The organism is Stenotrophomonas sp. Steno-Z1 (genome assembly GCF_056393175.1).
Genome location: NZ_JBWJPB010000004.1, coordinates 196,270 through 213,423 on the forward strand (window position 1 = coordinate 196,270; position 17,154 = coordinate 213,423).

Annotated in this window: 16 protein-coding genes; 5 read left to right on the forward strand and 11 right to left on the reverse strand. The window is 70.0% G+C overall.

Going from position 1 to position 17,154, the window contains the following annotated elements:
* Positions 1 to 384: 384 nt before the first annotated feature.
* The 4 genes from AC06FD_RS13325 to AC06FD_RS13340 all read right to left on the reverse strand — a co-directional run bounded on the left by AC06FD_RS13325 (position 385) and on the right by AC06FD_RS13340 (position 3,623).
* Positions 385 to 1,434, reverse strand: coding sequence for a hypothetical protein (locus AC06FD_RS13325; protein ID WP_478078076.1), 1,050 nt, complete (start codon positions 1,432 to 1,434; stop codon positions 385 to 387).
* 121 nt (positions 1,435 to 1,555) lie between these two features.
* Positions 1,556 to 2,296 (reverse strand): alpha/beta fold hydrolase, encoded by a 741-nt coding sequence (locus tag AC06FD_RS13330; protein WP_259210067.1) that lies wholly within the window; start codon positions 2,294 to 2,296, stop codon positions 1,556 to 1,558.
* The gene (locus tag AC06FD_RS13335; protein ID WP_259210064.1) at positions 2,296 to 2,667 is read right to left on the reverse strand and encodes a hypothetical protein; all 372 of its coding nucleotides are present in this window, start codon (positions 2,665 to 2,667) and stop codon (positions 2,296 to 2,298) included. Before AC06FD_RS13335 ends, AC06FD_RS13330 begins: the two co-directional genes overlap by 1 nt.
* Positions 2,664 to 3,623, reverse strand: coding sequence for a hypothetical protein (locus AC06FD_RS13340; RefSeq protein ID WP_259210062.1), 960 nt, complete (start codon positions 3,621 to 3,623; stop codon positions 2,664 to 2,666). The genes AC06FD_RS13335 and AC06FD_RS13340 overlap by 4 nt, the downstream gene beginning before the upstream one ends.
* Before the next feature lie 171 nt (positions 3,624 to 3,794).
* Here AC06FD_RS13340 and prmA point away from each other — a divergent pair, with 171 nt between their 5' ends.
* The 3 genes from prmA to fis all read left to right on the forward strand — a co-directional run bounded on the left by prmA (position 3,795) and on the right by fis (position 6,057).
* Entirely contained in the window at positions 3,795 to 4,715 is a 921-nt protein-coding gene (gene prmA / locus AC06FD_RS13345) for a 50S ribosomal protein L11 methyltransferase (protein ID WP_259210059.1), read from the forward strand.
* A gap of 53 nt (positions 4,716 to 4,768) precedes the next feature.
* On the forward strand, positions 4,769 to 5,671 hold the full coding sequence (locus tag AC06FD_RS13350) for a DUF3426 domain-containing protein (RefSeq protein ID WP_478078134.1): 903 nt from the start codon (positions 4,769 to 4,771) through the stop codon (positions 5,669 to 5,671).
* A 110-nt stretch (positions 5,672 to 5,781) separates the two neighbouring features.
* Entirely contained in the window at positions 5,782 to 6,057 is a 276-nt protein-coding gene (gene fis, locus AC06FD_RS13355; protein WP_038685853.1) for a DNA-binding transcriptional regulator Fis, read from the forward strand.
* Positions 6,058 to 6,084: 27 nt separating this feature from the next.
* Here fis and AC06FD_RS13360 read toward each other — a convergent pair whose 3' ends face one another.
* From AC06FD_RS13360 to AC06FD_RS13390, 7 genes are all read right to left on the reverse strand, one after another.
* The gene (locus tag AC06FD_RS13360; protein ID WP_478078135.1) at positions 6,085 to 7,071 is read right to left on the reverse strand and encodes a phosphatidate cytidylyltransferase; all 987 of its coding nucleotides are present in this window, start codon (positions 7,069 to 7,071) and stop codon (positions 6,085 to 6,087) included.
* Positions 7,071 to 7,703, reverse strand: coding sequence for a lysophospholipid acyltransferase family protein (locus AC06FD_RS13365; RefSeq protein ID WP_478048405.1), 633 nt, complete (start codon positions 7,701 to 7,703; stop codon positions 7,071 to 7,073). The genes AC06FD_RS13360 and AC06FD_RS13365 overlap by 1 nt, the downstream gene beginning before the upstream one ends.
* Positions 7,704 to 7,739: 36 nt before the next feature.
* Positions 7,740 to 8,168, reverse strand: a complete 429-nt coding sequence (locus AC06FD_RS13370) for a hypothetical protein (RefSeq protein WP_478078077.1) — start codon at positions 8,166 to 8,168, stop codon at positions 7,740 to 7,742.
* A complete protein-coding gene (locus tag AC06FD_RS13375) occupies positions 8,165 to 9,496 on the reverse strand; it encodes a phosphatase PAP2/dual specificity phosphatase family protein (RefSeq protein ID WP_478078078.1) in 1,332 nt (443 codons plus the stop codon). Before AC06FD_RS13375 ends, AC06FD_RS13370 begins: the two co-directional genes overlap by 4 nt.
* On the reverse strand, positions 9,493 to 11,247 hold the full coding sequence (locus tag AC06FD_RS13380; RefSeq protein ID WP_478078079.1) for a bifunctional alpha/beta hydrolase/class I SAM-dependent methyltransferase: 1,755 nt from the start codon (positions 11,245 to 11,247) through the stop codon (positions 9,493 to 9,495). The genes AC06FD_RS13375 and AC06FD_RS13380 overlap by 4 nt, the downstream gene beginning before the upstream one ends.
* A gap of 38 nt (positions 11,248 to 11,285) precedes the next feature.
* A complete protein-coding gene (locus AC06FD_RS13385; RefSeq protein WP_478078080.1) occupies positions 11,286 to 11,891 on the reverse strand; it encodes a CDP-alcohol phosphatidyltransferase family protein in 606 nt (201 codons plus the stop codon).
* A gap of 76 nt (positions 11,892 to 11,967) precedes the next feature.
* Entirely contained in the window at positions 11,968 to 14,508 is a 2,541-nt protein-coding gene (locus AC06FD_RS13390) for a tetratricopeptide repeat protein (RefSeq protein ID WP_478078081.1), read from the reverse strand.
* A 178-nt stretch (positions 14,509 to 14,686) separates the two neighbouring features.
* Between AC06FD_RS13390 and purH the strand changes: the two genes are divergently transcribed.
* Positions 14,687 to 16,270 carry a bifunctional phosphoribosylaminoimidazolecarboxamide formyltransferase/IMP cyclohydrolase gene (gene purH / locus AC06FD_RS13395; protein ID WP_449336343.1) on the forward strand — a complete coding sequence of 528 codons (1,584 nt, stop codon included), beginning with the start codon at positions 14,687 to 14,689 and terminating at the stop codon, positions 16,268 to 16,270.
* A 17-nt stretch (positions 16,271 to 16,287) separates the two neighbouring features.
* Positions 16,288 to 17,154, forward strand: coding sequence for a hypothetical protein (locus tag AC06FD_RS13400; RefSeq protein ID WP_478078082.1), 867 nt, complete (start codon positions 16,288 to 16,290; stop codon positions 17,152 to 17,154).

Here is a 17,154-nt window from a genome sequence, read left to right on the forward strand (position 1 = left end):
ACACTACACCAGGGCCTACCGGCCGCTACGGGGCCCTCACGCGCGCGACTAAAACGATCAAAGATCGCCAGCCGATCCAGCATCGCCGGTACTGCCCGTCCACACGCAAAGCGTTGCTCTCACTCCGCAACCGCGCCTGCACCAAGGCGCTCCCCTCACAGCAGAGAAGAACCTTTGTTCGCCTGTGTGAAACGACACCGGGCCGCACGATGGCGGCCCGGCAGTCTGTGTTGCCCGGCGGGTAACGACCGTCGGTCGATACCCGTTACCAGGCGCGCTGCGTCAGCGCAGCAGCGCGATCAGCAGCAGGATCGGAATCGGAATGCCCAGGAACCACAGCAGCAGATATTTCATGGTGAATCCTCCTCGTTGAACGTGTGCGGGTTACAGGTCGCGGCGGCGACCGCCCCAGGTGGCGAACAGACTGGCGCTGAAGGCACCAACCAGCAGCGTGATGAACAGCCACAGCGCGGCGTAGGCGGTGGCCTTGCGGGCGTCGTCGGCGGCCTGCTTGGCATCGGCCTTGGCCTGTTCCAGACTGGCGCGCAGGCGGGCCTGCATGTCGGTCACGCGGGCCTGCGCCTCGACCTGGCTCATGCCGGTCTGGTTGGCGACCAGCTGCGCCAGGTACTGCGTGTCGGCCGGATCCATCGTGTTGGACTTGAGGCTGTTGACCACGATCCGGTTGACCTCGGCGCGCACGTCACCGCCACGGCCCGGGCCCGGGCCGCGTTCACCGCCCGGCATCGGACGCGGCGGCGGCGGCGGCATCACGCCAGCCTGCGGTGCCGGGGGCGCGGCGGCCGGATCGGCCGGCGGCGCGCCCATCGGTGCAGCCGGTGCACCCGGGTTGGCGCGGAACAGCCCGTCCACCCAGTACTGCAGATCGCCGTTGTCGCTCGACGCGGCGGGGCCGGCGACGGCGGCCAGGCCACCCGCCGTGGTCGCGGCGGCACCTGCCGTTGCACCGGCTACCTTGGCGCCGGCACCGAGCACGCCGCCGATGGCGGTGGTGAGCAGCCCGGCGGTCAGCAGGGTGGCCACCGACCACGACAGGAAGCCGTGCGCGGTGTCGCGGAAGTACGTCTCATCGCCGTGCAGGTTGCTCCACTTGTTGCGCAGCCGGCCGGCGAGATAACCGCCCAGCCCGGACGCCGCGATCGCGGTCAGCGTCAGCCAGGCGATGCTCGACCAGCCGAAGGTCTCGGCCGACACGCCCTCATACGACCACGGCGAGACCGACGACAGGCCCAGGCCCACGCCCAGGATCAGCAGGACCAGCGAGAGGGCCGCCGCGGCGGCGGCACCGGCGAAGATGGCGCCCCAGGAGACGGCGCCATCGTGCGCGGGCGCGACGACGGGCGGCGGCGTGACCACCGCGACAGTCGCGGCGGCAAGGGGTTCGGATGCGGCGTAGTCGCCTCGGGTGTTCATGCGTCAAGTTCTCCGGCACGTGCGCTGCGGATGCAGCCAATACGCGCAGGCTGCGCGTCACGCCGTGAATTGCCCGAGAGCCATAAGCGAAGGCCGCGTGGACGCGATCACAACACGCCGGTCACGCGCGCTGGCACGCGTCCTGCGCGAAGGCGGCCATCACCGCGGCGGCCGGGCCCGGTCGCGCCTGCAGCAGCAGGTGCGGGCCATCCAGCCATTGGCTGGCCTGCGCCGGCAGCAAGGCCGACAGGTGGCGCTGGCAACGCGTGGGCAACAAGCGATCCTGCACCGCATGCAGGCAAAGTGTCGGCACCGTCACCGCGGCTGCGCGCGCCGCCACATCGACGCCGAGCGCGGCCATCGCACGGCCGCGCAACACATCGGCAGCGACGCTGGCCAACGCGGCCCGCAGCGCATCGCGCAACGCGGGCGTGCTCCAGCGGCCAAGCAACATCCACGACAGCGCGGGCATCGGCAATGCGCGCACCGGGGCCCAGTACAGCAGCGACTGCAGCCGTCGCCACGCCAGCCAGGGCGAGCGCGCGAACGTGGTGGATAGGATCAGGCCGCGCAGGCCCGGTGGCGGTGCAGCGGCGATCGTGAGCGCCAGCGGCCCCGAGAACGATTCGCCCAGCAGCACGTAGTCGCCATCGGTGGGCAGCGCCTGGCGCACCAGGTGGGCCAGCGCGGCGTAATCCAGCGTGCGGTCGACCGGGTAGGCAATCACCGTGACCTCCACGCCCAGCCGCCGCATCGCGGCGCGGAACGCGGCGTGCTGGCTGCCGGTCGCGTCCAGGCCAGGCAGCAGCACCAGCCGCAGCGGGCGCGTGGTGGCCACCACGCCCGCCTCGGCGTGCGGCATCAACGCGCGACGTCGGCCGCGGTGACCTGGCTGTTCTTGACCGGCGCAACGCCCAGCGAGGACGTCGGGTCGACGATCACCATGGTCTCGGTGGACCCATCGGGCCAGACCACCTGGAAGGTGCTGCCGGCCGGCAGCGAGGCGAACGGCATGCCGCTCTGCGCGCGGTACACCGCGGCCACCTGGCTGGCGCCGGCGCGGCGCACGTCTTCCGGTGCCTTGACCGAGGTCAGCTGCACCTTGGACAGGCTGCGATAGCGGTCCTCATAGGTATCGATCATCACCAGGCCCACCGCCCCGGCCGAGTACGCCACGAACAGCGCCACCCAGAACCAGAACTTGGCGCCATGCAGGAATCGACGGTAGTTCATCGCCCGTTCCTCTGCTTGATCAGCTTTTCAACCAACGTCTTCATTTTCCCCGCACCTTGCCGCGATACCGCAGCGTCATACACGAAAGTGGCAAAGTCCTGCCCACCGTCCTGCGAACAGATCCCTCCGTTCGCGCAGAAATTGTTCATCAACACACTGTCCGCCCCACACGCCATGCCCAGTTCGCAGGCGGCCAGCCGCCAGGCCAGCTCACTGAACTGGTCGCCGGCCACCAGCCCGTCCAGGGCGCGGTCGCCGCTGGCGCGCTGGCCCATGCCGGTGGAGAGCGCCATGTAGGCTTCGGGGTCGCGCGAGTCCATCACCCGCTCCACCAGCCCGCGCCGGTAAGCAGGCGTGTTCTGCAGCGGCTGGCCTTCGGCAAACAGCGAGGCTTCGGCGGCGAGGTTGCCCGCCTTGGCCGCCTGCAGGCGCTGGGTGAGGATCAGCTGGCGGCCCAGGCCGTCGCTGGAGACGAAGCCATCGCAGCGTCGCGCAACGCGCTCGCGCGCCTGCACCATGATGGGCGAGGCGGTCATGCCCATCCCGCTCAACAGCGCGTTGTCCAGTTGGTAGCCCCCGGGGTCCATCGCATAGGTCGCGCAATAGTCGTACACCCGGCTGACCATCCACGCCGCTTCGGCATTGCCGTTGGCTGCCTGCAGCTGCAAGCGCTGGGCGTAGGCGAACAGATCGGTATCGCCTTCGATATCGGCGCGGATGTCCAGCGGCAGCCCCGACGGGATCGCGTTGCCACGCTCGGCGGTCAACAGTTGGCGCGCCAACTGCTGGGCCTGCGCCGGGGCACTGGCCAGCGCGACCACGGGCGCCGCGTCCACCGCGGCCGGTGCCGGATCGGCATGCCGCACGTGGCCACCGGCGCGATATCCCACCACCCCCAGCAACGCCAGGGCCGGTACGACCAGCATCCAGGTTTTGAGGGTGGGCACGAGCGCCATGCGCAGGACCGGAAGCTGCCGGCGAGGCAACGGAATGCCAAGTCTAGCAAGCGGCCCGAACGCTGTCTGAATCGGCCGCCGGTGCGCGTCTCGCCCACCCCGGAGACCGTGGATGGGCCACGGGGCCCACAATGGTCTAGCATTCACCGTTTTCCGCAGGTAGCCCCGCCCATGCCGTTCCTGGAACTCACCCTCCGCTGCAGCGAATCCACCCAGCCCCGCTACGAGAATGCGCTGGATGATGTCGGCGCGCTGGCGGTGACCCTGCTCGACGCCGATGCCGATACCAGCAACGAGCGCGCGATCCTGGAACCGGGCGTGGGCGAGACCCCGCTGTGGAACGACCTGGTACTGAGCGCCCTGTTCCCGGCCGAGACCAACGCGCTCGCGCTGCTGGCCGCGCTGGAAGCCTTCGACCCCGGCCTGGACTGGTCCGATGCGAGTTTCCGCGCGGTGCAGGATGAAGACTGGGAACGCGCGTGGCTGGACCAGTTCCAGCCGATGGCCTTCGGCGAGCGCACCTGGATCGTGCCGTGGAACCACGACCTGCCCGAGGCCGCCCAGGGCGACGATGCCGCCGTGATCCGGCTCGACCCGGGCCTGGCGTTCGGGTCGGGCACCCACCCCACGACCGCGCTGTGCCTGCGTTGGCTGGATGGCCTGGCGGGCGAAGGCGCGTTGCAGGACCAGACCGTGCTCGACTTCGGTTGCGGCTCGGGCATCCTGGCGCTGGCCGCGCTCAAGCTCGGCGCCGCGTCGGCGGTAGGCGTGGACAACGATCCGCAGGCGGTGATCGCCACCGGTGACAACGCCGAACGCAACGGCCTGCAGGACCGGCTGCAGGTGTACCTGCCGGCCGACGAACCGGCGGCCACCTACCCGGTGGTGGTGGCCAACATCCTGGCGTCGGCGCTGGACGCGCTGGCCGAAGTGCTGGCGGCACGCGTCGCCGCCGGTGGCCGGATCGCGCTGTCGGGCATCCTGCATGGGCAGGAGCAGGAACTGCTGGTGCGCTATGCGCCGTGGTTCGAACAGCTCGAGACCGCGCAGGACGATGACTGGATGCGCATCACCGGCGTGCGCCGCGCGTAAGTCGGCTTGAACGTGATTGAATGGGCACGACCCTGCTGCCCGGCCCCGACCCGATGACCGAGCCCACCCCGCCGCCACGCCGCCCGCTGGCCACGTTCCTGCGTGCCAGCCAGGCCGACACGCCCGCCGTGGATCCCCCCGTGGAGCCCGCGTCGCCGTCGTCGCCCGACACCGACGCGCCCGCCGTGGCCGATCCGCTCGCCGTGGCGCCGATCACCGTGGGCAAGGACTGGGCGCAGACCGTGGCCGTGTTCGATCCGCCGGCAGACGAGCGTGACGTCGTCGACGACGCGCGCGCGTTCCCCGATGACGTGCCCGAGGCGGCCACCGCCGCCGCGCTCGACGCGTGGGCGGCGCGCAGCGATGCAGCTCCCCTCCGAACGCTGGCCGACGAGGCGACGGTGGCGGCCACCGCGACGGGCGACGCCCCCGCACCGGCACGTGGCGGCAGTGCGCCCAGCTTCATGCGCCTGCCGGTGGCACGCCTGCACACGCCCCGCTGGCAGTGGGGCGTGCTGGCGGGGTTGGTGGTGCTGCTGGTCATCCAGATCGCCGTGGCCGACCGCGCACGGCTGGCCGCCGACGCCGGCAGCCGACCGTGGATCGCCGCGGTCTGCGGCGTGCTTGGCTGCACGTTGCCGGCCTGGCAGGAGCCGGCGGCGTTCAGCATGATCAGCCGCGACGTGCGGCCGGTGCCCGGCCAGGCCGGCGCACTGCAGGTGCAGGCCAGCTTCCGCAACGATGCGCGCTGGGCCCAGGCGTGGCCGTCGCTGCGCTTGTCGTTGTCCGATGCCGATGGCCGCGTGATCGGCACCGGCGTGTTCGCCCCGCACGATTACCTGGACCGTTCGCTGGACGCCAACAGCGTATTGGAACCGGGACAGAGCGCGCAGATCGCCTTCCGCGTGCGCGAGCCGGCGTCGTCCACCGTCGCATTCACCTTCGAGTTCCTGTAACCGGTTGGCACCGCCAGCGTGGCAGCCCGCCCGCGCACGCGCTAGACTGGCACCCTACAATTCTCCGCCCGGGGCTGCTGTCCGCCCCGGCATCTGCACCGGGAACCTCCTTGAACGCTGTCCTTTCTCGTCCTGACAATAGTCGTGGCGCGCCGAAGCCACCGCTGCGCGAACACGTGGCCCAATCGGTCCGGCGCTACCTGCGGGACCTGGATGGTTGCGATGCCGACGACGTGTACGAGATCGTCCTGCGCGAAATGGAAATCCCGTTGTTCGTGGAAGTGCTCAACCATTGCGAAGGCAACCAGAGCCGCGCCGCGGCGATGCTGGGCATCCACCGCGCCACGTTGCGCAAGAAACTGAAGGAATACGGCATCGCCACCTGATGCCGTGCATCGGCCCGCGGTCGATGCCTACGCGCTCCAGAAATACCGCACCAGGTGGAAGAACACCGGCGCGGCGAAACACACCGAATCCAGCCGGTCGAGCATGCCACCATGGCCCTCGATCATGTGGCCCCAGTCCTTGATGCCGCGGTCGCGCTTGATCGCCGACATCACCAGGCCGCCCCAGAACCCCATCAGGTTGACCACCAGCGACATCCCGAACGCCTGCCACGGCGAGAACGGGGTCAGCCACCACAGCGCCGCGCCCAGCGCGCTGGCCGACAGCACGCCGCCGATGAAGCCTTCCACCGTCTTGGACGGCGACAGCTTCGGTGCGATCAGGCGCTTGCCGATCAGCTTGCCCCAGATGTACTGCAGCACGTCCGAGGACTGCACCACGATCACCAGGAAGGCGAACAGCAACAGGTTGCGCGCCGGCTCCACCCCGGCAAGTCGCAGGTTGAGCAATGCGGGCACGTGCGAAATGCAGAACACGCAGATCATCAGCCCCCACTGCACCTTGGACGTGCGCTCCAGGTAGTCGGTGGTGTCGCCGCCGATGGTGGCCAGGATCGGCAGGAACAGGAACGCGTAGACCGGAATCAGCAAGGTGTACAGGCCGTACCAGTCGGTCCACACCAGCCAGTACTGCCACGGCAGTACCACGTAGAACGCCGCCAGCAGGGCGTAGTAGTCGCCGGCACGGGTGGGCGTGAGCGTGATGAACTCGCGCAGTGCGAACAGCGACACCACCGCGAACAGCAGCACCACCCCGGTGCGCCCGAAAAAGAACGCCAGCGCCACCACCGCCGCCATCACCCACCACGCGCGGATCCGCGAGACCAGGTTGGCCAGCACCGTGCTGGGCGCATGCCGGGCGCGCCAGCGCAGGGTTTCGGCGATGACCGTGGCCAGCACCAGCACGGCGGCGATGCCGGCGAACAACAGCCGGGTCTGCGCATGCGTGGACAGCTGCGCCACGTCGCTGGCCAGGCTGGACAACAGCAGCGGCATCATGCGCGCTGCCTGCGCGGCTGCGGATCCAGCGCCATCAGCGAGACCCGCGCGCGCTCCAGGAAACGGTCCTTGTCTTCGTCGGCCTTCAACCGTAGCGGCTCGCCGAAGGTGGTGGTGCACAGCAGTGGCAGCGGCAGCCAGCGGCCCTTGGGCATCACCCGCTTGAGATTGTCGATCCACACCGGCACGAACTCCAGCTCCGGGCGTTGCCGGGCCAGGTGGTAGATGCCGCTCTTGAACGGCAGCACGCCCTCCCCGGTGTTGCGCGTGCCTTCCGGGAACAGGATCAACGAATTGCCTTCGTCCACCGCCTGGCACAGGCAGGCGATCGGATCGTGCTCGCGCCTGGTCGCATCGCGTTCGATCAGCACGCCGTTGAACACGGCGTGGATCAGGTAGCGGCGCAGGCCATCGCGCTGCCAGTAGTCGGCCGCGGCCACCGGCCGCACCTGGCGGCGCAGGGTGATCGGCAAGGCCGACCAGATCAGCACGAAGTCGCCGTGGCTGGCGTGGTTGCCGTAATACACGCGATGGTCGCTGGAGGGCGCACAGCCCTGCCACAACGCGCGCGCGCCGGTCAGCGCGCGGATCGCGCCGCTGCAACCGCGTGCCACCAGGTCAGCCAGCATGTCGCGCGTTCTCCTTGTCTGCATCCATCGTACGGTTCATGCGGCCATCCGCAGCCAGAGTGCGGCCAACAACGTGGCCGCCTGCAGCAGCACGCACACCGCCTGCCCGCGCAGCAGGCGGCACATGCCCTGCCAACGCAGCGGCCAGTCACGCGGGGACGCTGCCGCCTGGCGCAGGCCAAGGGCATGCAGCGCGGCGTCGATCGGGTCCGGTGCCGCATCCGGGTGCGCCTGCAGCAACCCGTCCAGCAGCGCACGGTCAAAGCCGATGCGTACGGCGAAACAGGCCTGGCCCACGCCTGCCAGCAGGCTCAGCAGCGCGGCACCAGCCACCGCGGATGCACCCGTCGGCAGCACCACCAGCAGCGCCAGCGCGGCAGCGGCCAGCAAGGTGGAGATCACCGCCGGCACCCGCGCCTGGCGCAGCAGCGCGGCCATCGCATGCACCTGCATGGCCATGCTCACGCGCGTACCCCCGGTAACCCGGTGGCACGCGGCAGCTGCACGGCCTGCGCGATCGCATCGCGATGGCGCTCGTGCAGCACGATCCAGGGGCAGTCCAGGCGGAGCAGTTTGATCGCGGCATCGGCGCTGTCGGCGTGCCCGCTCTGGCACAGCCAGGTGGCCAGCGCGGCGGCGCTGCGCGAATACCCCAGTGCGCAGCACACCAGCACCTCGCCACGCCGGTGCCCATGCGCGATCGCCTCGGCGGCGCGGCGCAGTTCCTGCGCGGTGGGCGTGGCCAGGTCCAGCATCGGCACGCCGCGGTAATGGCGCACCTTGGCGCGGAACGGCAGCTCGGCGCTGACATCCACCACGGTCGGCATCGCCAGGGTCGCGCCCGCCTCCGGCATCCGCCCCAGCCATACCCCATCGATCACCAGCTGCGGCTGCGGCGCGTGCCGGGTCCACCAGCGCGAGTTCCACCACGCCGCCAGCAGGTAGGGCGCCAGCAACCAGCATGCGGCCACGCTCAGCCGCCCATCCTCCTGCTTCTGGAACACTGCCGTGCCCAGCGCGGCGTAGCCCAGTGCCACCATCGCCAGCGACAGCGCCGGCCAGCCCAGCCACAGCACCCAGCCGCTGAAGGTCAGCGCCAGCGAGGCGCACAGCGCGCTGCCCAGGCCGTACAGCGCGGCCAGCCGCCAGCGCGCGCCGTCCTGCGCCCACTGCCAGTGCGCCAGCGGGGAGCGGCCGTGCGCCGGCCACACCCAGACACACAGCCAGCCCACCGCCACGCCGGTGGGGACATCCACGAAGTGATGCTGCCAGGTGGTCAGCACCGACAGCCCGATCAACGCGAACCACACGTGCAACGCCGCGCGCCACCAGCCACGCAGGTGCTGCTGGTAACGCACCCACAGCACCACCAGCAGCACGATGTGCAGCGAAGGCGCCTGGTTGAACGGCTTGTCGAAACCCAGTAGCACATCGAACAGCCAGCCAAACACACCGGCGGTTTCCGGCCGTTCCAGGCTGAAGCGCAGCGGCCACAGCAGGAAGCACGCCACCGACAGCAGCTGCGCGGTGAACAGGCGCCGCGCATGCATGTCCAGCTCGGCGCGGTGGCTGCAGATGAAGAACGAGGCCACGTAGAACAGGTCGATGGACCAGTACGGCACGATGGTCCAGGCCTGGAACGGGATCTTCGCCTCCCAGTCGAACACGATCGAGGGCACGTACGGCAGGCGCCCGGCCCAGGCGTTGGCCAGGCCGTAGCTGAGGAAGAAGAACGGCCCCAGCACGGCCAGCCAGAGCAGTGCACGCCGCCATGGCCGCGTGCCCTCGGTCATGGCATCACCCGCCGCGCCAGCGACACGGTGAAGATGCCGAAGCGATCGATGCGCTGGGTGACCTTCTCGAAGCCGGCCAGGCGCACCAGCTCGTCCATCTCCTGCTGGGTACGGCGGCGCATCACCCAGGCCGCGCCTTCGCGGTGGCTGGTGAGGGCGCGCGCGATGAACTCCAGCTGCGGGTGCCATGGCTGGCCGGTATAGACGAGGTAGCCGCCTTCGCGCATCGCCGCGGCGATGCCCTGCAGCGAGCGCAGCACCGCATCGTTGTCGGCAAACAGTTCGTACAGGCCCGAGACCGTGGACAAGGTGGGTGCGATCGGCAGCGCCGCCAGCGAGGCCGCGTCGAACGCATCGCCCTGCTCGAAGGTGGCGATATCGTCGGCGCCGAAGGCGCTGATCAGCTTGCGCCCGTCGCTGACGTTGCGCGCGCTGAAATCGCGCAGGGTGATGGATTCGGCGCGCTGCTCGCCGTGCGCCAGCGCGTCCAGCACGTAGCGGCCATGCCCGGCGGCCACGTCCAGCACCCGCACCGGGCGCCCTTCGCCGTGCAGGTGCAGGGCCGCCAGTTGCAGCAGCTCGCGCACATGCGTGCGGCGGATGCGGATGCCGCGCCAGCCGATCGCGTCCAGGTAGTTACGGTCGATCATGCGGCCCAGCGGCCCGCGTCCGCGGGCCTCGTCGCGGTAGATGTAGTCCAGCGTGCTGCCCGAATCGAACCCGCTTTCCAGGCCCAGCGCGATGCCCTCGGAGAGCGTGCCACCGAAGCGCAGACCGGCCCGGGTGAAGCGCCAGTACGCATCCTTGGCGCTGTTGCGCTCGGGGGGCCAGGACAGGATCTCCGCTTCGTCGAAGGTGGCGCCATGACGGTGCGCATCGCGCAGGCTGGGGCGGACCAGCGGCTGGGCGAAGCGCTCCCCGAGGAAGCGACGGATCGCCGCGATCGCCGGCGCGCGATCACGCTCGCCCAGGGTGTCGTGGAAGAAACCGGGCAGCAGGTGGCGTTCCTTGACCGGCGAGGACAGCCGCTCGTAGAAACGGTCCTGCGGCGCGCGGTGGACCACGAAGTCCGAGCCGGACACCAGCAGCTGGGTCGGCACGGTGATCGCCTGCGCATCGCCCACCACCCGTTCGGCGGCCTCGTACAGGCCGAGCAGCACGCGCACCGAGATCGGCCGGGTGATCAGCGGATCGGTGCGGTAGCTTTCCACCCGCTCCGGGTCGTGGGTGAGCCATTGCGGCTTGACGTAGCTGTTGACGAAGAAGTTGCCGCGCAGCATCTGCATCAGCTTCAGGCCCGGCACCGCCAGCGGTACATACAGCTTGACCTTGAACGCCGGCGAGGCCAGCACCAGTGCGCGCAGCGCGGGCGCATAGTCGTGCACCCAGGTCGCGGCAACCACCGCGCCCACGCTCTGGGCGATGATCGCGATGTCCTGCACGGCGATGCCATGCTGCTGGCCGATGTGCGCGATGAAGCTGTCCAGGTCGCGCACCAGCGCCTCGAAGCCCGGCGCGTCGCCGCGCTCGCCCGGCGATTGGCCATTGCCGCGTGCATCCCAGGCGAACACCTCGGTGTCGGGCAGGTCCAGTTCGTCGACCAGGTGGGCCACCCGGCCGGAGTGTTCATGGCCGCGATGGAGCAGCACCACCGCACGGCGGGGTGCAGTCGATCCGCTGCCCGCCCAATGCCGGTAGAACAATGGCTGGCCATCGAAACTGTGGAACTGCAGGTGGTGCTGTGCGCGCATGCGTCACTCCGTTGTGCAGCGAGCGGGATCCGGCCAGGTCAGCCGGTCTCCGCCAATCCGTGTTTAACGCGTCGCCAGCCGGTGAGCACGCACAGTGCCGCCGCCGCCCACGCGATCCCGCCCACGACGGCGCCGTCGATCCAGCCCGGCGCCAGCAGCACGCCCAGCAGGCCGATCACGAACGCCCGGTCGCTCTTTCCCATCGGCCCGTCGTAGCGCCGGCTGGCCCCCACCATCAGCCCCAGGACGCCAGCGTACTCGCAAACCGCGGCCATCCACGTCAGGGTCCACAACGCGGCCGGATTCACCCCCGGCACGCTGAGCAGGCTGAGATACAGCGCGGCATCGGCGAGGAGGTCGCACAGTTCATTGAGATATGCCCCCAACCGCGACTGCTGGCCGAATTCGCGCGCGAGCATGCCATCCACGGCGTTGAGCGCCATGCGCAACAGCATCCACAGCGGCAGTGCGAGGTACAGCAGCGGCTGCGCCGGCGCCCACCACCACACGGCCGCGGCCACCAGCAGCGAGACCAGCGCGGCGGCCACGGTGACGGTGTTGGCGGTGACGCCCGCGCGATACAGGCCGCGTACACCCGGGCGCAGCAGGTCCTGGAAGCGCCCCTTCAATGCATAGATCGACATGCCGTACCGTCCTCCTGACCGTGGCTAATCTACCTGCCCGCACAGGGGCAGGGGAATGCTGTACGTCGGTATCGACTCACCCCGCCACCAGCAACTGCCGCCAAAGCTGCAGGAAGCGGTCGGAGTACCAGTAGCCCTCGCTGCGCATCAACTGCTCCGGCAGCCCGGCGGAAAGCACGTAACGCTTGGCGAAGCGCTGCTCGAACTGGCGCTTCAACCGGGCCAACTGCGCCGGATCGCTGTCCAGCATCGCGCAGGCCAACACGCCCAGCCAGCCGTCCACCTCGTCCGGCTCGCGGGTAAAGGCCTGCTCGAACAACTGCCTGGCGTCCTGCGGCCGCCCCAGGTCCAGCAGCATGAACCCATAGTTGCGCTGGGCCTCGATGTTGTCCGGCTGCGCCTGCAGCAGCTGCTGCATGCGGCTGGCCGCCTCGCCGGTGCGGCCCAGGTGGAACAGCAGGTAGCCGGCGTGTTCCAGCAGCTCCGGGTCCGGTTGCGCCCGCGACGGCTGCGCGCGTTGCAGCGCGTCCAGGCGCACCCACGCCGCCTCGAAGTCGGGCGTGGCCGCCGCCGGGTCGCCAGCCGACAAGGCCATCGCGGCGCGGTTGAACCACGGGCGGTAGTCCTCCGGCGACTCCTCGATCGCGGCCTGCAGCGCGGCGCGTGCGCCGGCAGCATCGCCACTGTCGGTGAGCGCGCTGGCCAGGTTGAGATGGATGCTCATGCGCTGCTCGCGCTGCCCGGCGGCGTCCAGGTCCGGCGCCGACGGCAGTGTCAGCGCGGTGCGGTATTCCTGCACGGCCTTGCGCGGCTGCTTGAGCTGCTGCAGGTACAGGTTGCCCAGGTTGAAGTGCGCGTCCAGGCGCTTGGGCTGCAGCCGCATCGCCGCGCGGTAGGCATCCACCGCCAACGCATGCTGGCCGCTGTCGCCCAGCGCATTGGCCTGGTTGAGGCGCAGGCCGTAGTTGTCGGGGAAGCGCGCCACGCCGTTGCCGGCCACCACCGCCGCCTCGCGGCTGTCGCCCAGCTGCAGCAGCATGGCCGCGTAGTTGATGAAGGCATCCGGCGACAGGTTGCCGGGCAGCGTCACCAACTGGGCGTAGTAGCGCCGCGCCGTGTCGGTCTGCCCGGTGCGGCTGTAGTGGAAGGCCAGGCGCTGCTGGATGTCCAGGTTGCCCGGCTCCAGTTGCACCGCCCGCAACAGGTCCTTCTCGGCCGCGGCATCATCGCCCAGTTCGTGCAGGACGTTGGCGCGGTTGAGCAGGCCGATGGTCTTGAGCGGGGCACGCTGGAGGTAATCGTTGAACGTGTCCAGCGCACGCTGGTGCTGCCCCAGCCGGGCCTGCGCCACGCCCAGGTTGAGCCAGGCGGTATCCAGGCCGGGATCCCGCCGTACCGCCTGCGCGAACAGGTCCGCCGCGGCCTGCCATTGCCCTGCCCGGCTCTGCGCCTGGCCCTGGTTGAACAGCAGCTGCGCCTGGTTCTCTGCCGGCAGCGTACCGGCCTGCGCCGCCACGGCCGCGCTGTCGCCCTTGCCGCCCTTGCCCTGCAGCGACAGCCGGTTGGTCAGCACCCTCGGGTTGCCCGGGTCCTTTGCCAGCGCACGGTCGTAGGCGGCCAGCGCCTCGCGCGTGCGGCCCAGCCGCTCCTCGACCACGCCGATGTTGAGCCAGGTATCGGCATCGTCCTTGCCCAGCGCCAGGGCCGCCTTGAAGTCCTGCAGCGCCCCGGCCGCATCCCCCATGTCCAACCGGGTCACGCCCCGGTTGTAGGGATACAGCGGTTCGCTCGGCGCCAGCCGCATGGCCTGGCCATCGTCGGCCAGCGACTGGCTGGAACGGCCCAGCGCGTGCTGGGCCAGTGCGCGGTTGCCGTAGTAGCCGGCCACCTGCGGCGACTGCGCGATGGCCTGGTCCAGCAGTTCCAGCGCGCGCCGTGGCTGGCCCAGGTGGTGATACGCCTGCGCGGCGTGGAACTGGATATCGGCCTGCTGGCCGGTGCCCTCGGGGTCGTCGCGGTAGGCCTGCTCGTAGGCGGCGAACACCTCCAGCATGCGCGCGTTGTCGTGCTGCTGGTTGAGCAGGAACAGGTAATTGCGGAACAGGCTGCTGGCGTGGCCACCGGCCTGGAGCGCTGCCGCGTAGTCGGCCAGCGCGCCCGCGGTGTCCTCGCCCTTGGCCTTGGCGGTGCCCTGCAGCTGCAGGCTTTCGGCATCGGTCGGGTCGACCTGCAGCGCCTGGGCGGCGGCGGCCAGTACCCCGGCATTGTCCTCGGTCGCCGCAGCGATGTACGCCTTCAGGCGATACAGGCGGGCCTGCCGCGGGTCCACGGCGATGGCCTGGTCGATCAGCCGCCGGGCCCCGGCCCAGTCCTGCGCCTCGTAGGCCGCGTTGGCCTGCTGCTCCAGGTCCTCGGGGGCCGCCCCGTCGGCATCGACCGCTGCGTCGGCGTCCGTCGCGTCCCGCGCCGACGCCGCTGCGGTTGCCACGTCCACCACCTCCACCTCTACGGGCGCATCGGCCACGCGGGCGGCATCCTGCGCCTGCGCGGCGCCCATCAGGCTGGCCCACGCCGCGACGCCGGCAAGCAGCGGCACTTTCCATGTTGCTGTCGACACGATCTTGACCTGCAAATCCCTGGCAGAGCGCGCAGCCTACCCCAGTGCCACAGCCTTGCGGGGGCCGGTTACAGTGCCGGATGCGGCCAGCCGGGGCCAATATCGGCCGGCGGCGCCCCTCGCCGGCCCCCACCGCCTACAATATCGGCCCCGCTCCGCTGCCGATTGCCCTGTCCCCATGACTGCTGATCTGTTGCCCGTTCGCCGGGCCCTCCTGTCCGTCTCCGACAAAACCGGTCTGATCGACCTGGCCCGCGCCCTGGCGGCGCGCAACGTGGAGCTGCTGTCCACCGGCGGCACCGCCAAGGCGATCCGCGAGGCCGGCCTGGCAGTCAAGGACGTGGCCGATGTCACCGGCTTCCCGGAAATGATGGACGGCCGGGTCAAGACCCTGCACCCGCTGGTGCATGGCGGCCTGCTCGGGCGTGCCGGGCTGGATGAAGCGGTGATGGCCGAACACGGCATCGGCGCGATCGACCTGCTGGTGCTGAACCTGTATCCGTTCGAGTCGGTGACGGCCAAGGCCGACTGCACGCTGGAGGACGCCGTGGAGAACATCGACATCGGTGGCCCGGCGATGCTGCGTTCGGCCGCGAAGAACTTCGCGCGCGTGGCGGTGGCCACCGACCCGTCGCAGTACGCCGACCTGCTGGCCGAGCTGGAGGCCAACGATGGCCAGCTGTCGGCAGCCAGGCGCTTCGCTTTCTCGGTGGCCGCGTTCAACCGCGTGGCGCAGTACGACGCGGCGATCAGCAACTATCTGTCTGCCGTCACCACCACCGACACCGCCGTGCCGGTGCGTGCCGAATTCCCGGCGCAGATGAATTCCAGCTTCGTGAAGGTGATGGACCTGCGCTACGGCGAGAACCCGCACCAGAGCGGCGCGTTCTACCGCGACCTGTACCCGGTGCCGGGCACGCTGGCCACGTTCCAGCAGCTGCAGGGCAAGGAACTGAGCTACAACAACCTGGCCGACGCCGATGCGGCGTGGGAATGCGTGCGCCAGTTCGACGCGCCGGCCTGCGTGATCGTCAAGCACGCCAACCCGTGCGGCGTGGCCGTGGGTGCCGGCAACGGCGATGCCTACGAACTGGCCTACGCCACCGACCCGACCAGTGCGTTCGGCGGCATCATCGCCTTCAACACGCCCCTCGATGCGGCCACCGCGCAGGTGATCCTGGACCGCCAGTTCGTGGAAGTGCTGATCGCCCCGGACTTCGAGCCGGCCGCGCTGGCATACGCGCAGAAGAAGGCCAACGTGCGCGTGCTGCGCATCCCGCATGGCGATGGCCGCAACAACTACGACACCAAGCGGATCGGCTCGGGCCTGCTGGTGCAGTCCTCGGACAACCGCGGCATGCGCCGTGACGAACTGAAGGTGGTCAGCACGCTGGCGCCGACCGAGAAGCAGTTCGCCGACCTGCTGTTCGCCTGGAACGTGGCCAAGTTCGTCAAGTCCAACGCCATCGTCTACGCCAAGGACAACCGCACCATCGGTGTCGGCGCCGGCCAGATGAGCCGGGTGTACTCGGCGCGCATCGCCGGCATCAAGGCCGCCGATGCGAACCTGGTGGTGGAAGGCTCGGTGATGGCCTCCGATGCATTCTTCCCGTTCCGCGATGGCATCGATGCCGCCGCGGCGGCCGGCATCAAGGCGGTGATCCAGCCGGGTGGCTCGATGCGCGACAGCGAAGTGATCGCGGCCGCCGACGAGCATGGCCTGGCCATGGTGTTCACCGGCGTGCGCCACTTCCGCCACTGAATCAAGGAGCGACACGGATGTCTGCCATGCCATTGAAGTCCCTGCTGGCGCTGGCGATCGGCGCCAGCGCAGTGCTGGCCGGCTGCAAGCCGGCCGCTGCACCTGCCCCGGCGCAGCCGACCGCACCCAGCGCAGCGGCGGCCGCTCCGGCCACCGCTGCCCCGCACGTCAGCCGCACTGCCCGCCTGCAGGCGTTCCTGGCCCAACGCTACGGCAAGGACGCGCGGCTTTCCGAGGGCTGGCGCGGCACGTGGACGCAGGACGGCCAGGCGCGCGCCACCGACTGGACGGTGTGCGCCGAGCAGCCGGTGGTGAGTGGTGACAGCTGGCAGCAGTTGCTTGCCGTGTGTGGCGAGCTGGTCGAGGGCGGCCATGCCGACCCCGGCACGATCGACTTCTACGTGCTGCGCCCGGCCGCGGACGGCTTCGACGTGGCGGCCGAACTCACCGGCGGCACCTATGGCAGCAGCGGCCGCCCGGGCACGGTGGAGATCATCCGTGCCGGCAGCGATTTCTACGGCTTCCGCAACGAGAGTGGCTGGTATGGCCAGGGTTACGCGCTGCAATCGCAGGCGTTGATCCTGCCCGGCCCGAACGGGCTGGTGGACACCGGCAGCGTGCGCAGCCACATCGACAACACCGCCGCCTACGACTGCGATGACGCCGAGCAGGCCGACGACTGCCGGACCCGGACCTTCAACCTCGATTTCGCCCTGCGCATGGACGACAGCGACCGCAGCGCACGGACCTGGCCGCTGGTGATCGAGGAGACCGGCATCGAGTGCGGTGGCAGGCAGGTGCGGCGCGAACATCGCTTCACGCTGGACCCAAAGACCTGGACCTACGCCTTCCCCGATACCCTGCAGCGCGAAGGCTGCCAGTAA